Raw genomic sequence first — 442 nt, 5'->3', positions numbered from 1 at the left:
CCCCAAGCCTATCCCAGATCGGGCGTCGTGCTGCGATGCAAGAATGGTTTCATCTGCACGTATCCATGGCGGACGCAGCCGAGCATGGGCTCGGCTCTACAAGCGTCATGGCGCGTGACACCGTGTAGCGCCCGAGCCCATGCTCGGGCGGCGGCGCAGCCGCACAGGCGGCCGCTGTTGCAGCGGCCACCCTCATGCACGTATCAGCGCTTCTTCTTCGCCGTGCCCTGCTCGGCCGGGCCGATGGTCTGCTCCAGCCAGCGCTCGCTCTCGGCCAGCATGGTCATGATCGATTCGCGTGCGCGGTAGGCATGCGATTCGTTGGGCAGCATCACCAGCCGCGCGGTGCCACCCAGGCCCTTCACCGCCGCGAACATGCGCTCGCTCTGGATCGGGAACGTGCCGGAGGTGTTGTCGTCCACGCCGTTGATGAAACGGATCG

Annotated in this window: 1 protein-coding gene; it reads right to left on the bottom strand. The window is 66.3% G+C overall.

Features of this window, described 5'->3' with window-relative positions; genetic code table 11:
- Window positions 1-203 precede the first annotated feature (203 nt).
- Window positions 204-442, bottom strand: a 239-nt coding sequence (locus D7X55_RS46525) for a S9 family peptidase (protein ID WP_199747422.1), incomplete at its 5' end; no start/stop codon positions are given.

The sequence above is a fragment of the Corallococcus sp. AB049A genome (genome assembly GCF_003668885.1).
GTDB classification, from domain to species: domain Bacteria; phylum Myxococcota; class Myxococcia; order Myxococcales; family Myxococcaceae; genus Corallococcus; species Corallococcus interemptor.
This window is presented reverse-complemented; position numbering and strand designations above follow the sequence as displayed.